Annotated in this window: 1 protein-coding gene; it reads left to right on the top strand. The window is 59.5% G+C overall.

All coding sequences use genetic code 11. The annotated features are described in order from the left end of the window. The first annotated feature begins 16 nt into the window (after positions 1-16). A complete protein-coding gene (locus NITLEN_RS06335; protein WP_121988766.1) occupies positions 17-1,306 on the top strand; it encodes a 4Fe-4S dicluster domain-containing protein in 1,290 nt (429 codons plus the stop codon). The last annotated feature ends 72 nt before the right edge of the window (positions 1,307-1,378 follow it).

Consider the following 1,378-nt stretch of genomic DNA (forward strand, 5'->3'; position numbering starts at 1 on the left):
ACAAGGAGGATTCACAATGCCAGAAGTGTATAACTGGCAACTGGGACGGAAGATGCTGTATCCCTACGAGGAACGGCATCCGAAGTGGCAGTTTGCCTTTGTGTTCAACATCAATCGGTGCTTGGCGTGTCAGACCTGTTCGATGGCCGACAAGTCGACCTGGCTCTTCTCGAAGGGGCAGGAATACATGTGGTGGAACAACGTGGAAACGAAGCCGTACGGCGGCTATCCACAGTTCTACGACGTGAAGATCACCCAGCTCATCGAGCAAGTGAACCCGGGTGGGCAGGTGTGGAACGTCCGCGTGGGACGCAAGCACCATGCGCCCTACGGCGTGTTCGAAGGCATGACCATTTTCGACGCCGGCGCCAAAGTGGGCCAGGCGGCGATCGGGTACATTCCGACGGACCAGGAGTGGCGGTTCGTGAACATCTATGAAGATACGGCGACCTCGATGCGCGCCCTCGTGGAAGGCATCGACAAGACCGGATTTTCACGGGACGAACCGTGGAAGATGACGGGCAGCTCCTTGCCGGAGCATGAAACGTTCTTCTTCTATCTCCAGCGCATTTGCAACCACTGCACGTACCCAGGCTGCTTGGCCGCCTGCCCGCGCAAGGCGATCTACAAGCGGCCGGAAGACGGCATTGTGTTGATCGACCAGAATCGGTGCCGCGGGTACAAGAAGTGCGTGGAACAGTGCCCGTTCAAGAAGCCGATGTATCGTGGAACCACACGCGTGTCTGAGAAGTGCATCGCGTGCTATCCGCGTATCGAAGGCAAGGACCCGTTGACCGGTGGCGAACCGATGGAAACGCGCTGTATGGCAGCCTGCGTCGGCAAGATCCGCATGCAGAGCCTGGTGCGCATCGGCGAGGACGGTCTCTGGGCCGAAGATCGGTGGCATCCCCTGTACTACACGATTCGTGTGGAGCAGGTGGCGCTCCCGCTGTACCCACAGTGGGGCACCGAGCCCAACGGCTACTACATCCCCCCGCGGCACAGCCCTCGTGGCTATGCGCGGCAGATGTTTGGCCCGGGCGTGGACAACGCCATCGAGAAGTATCTCGTGCCCAGCCGCGAACTGTTGGCGGTCCTCCAGCTCTGGAGAGCCAGTCAGCAGATCGTCTTCCGGTACGATGTCATTCCTGGTCCGAAGGTGTTTGAGACTCAGATTCACGGGAAGCGTTTTGAGATGTACAACGATACCGTGTTGGGCTTCAACAAGTCGGGCAAGGAAGTGGCGCGTATTCAGGTCGAAGAGCCGATCTACATTCGGCCGGCCGAGCGCGTAACCTGGCTGTAAGTTAAGTCAGGCTCGCTTCAGGGAGGGGTGGGGTGCCGTCGGGCGCTCCGCCCCTCACCTATTTCGAGGGCC

This window comes from Nitrospira lenta (assembly GCF_900403705.1).
Classification (GTDB): Bacteria; Nitrospirota; Nitrospiria; order Nitrospirales; family Nitrospiraceae; genus Nitrospira_D; species Nitrospira_D lenta.

Excerpts from the sequence above, each read along its gene's own strand:
- NITLEN_RS06335 (WP_121988766.1), top strand. The coding sequence starts at position 17 with ATGCCAGAAGTGTATAACTGGCAACTGGGACGGAAGATGCTGTATCCC.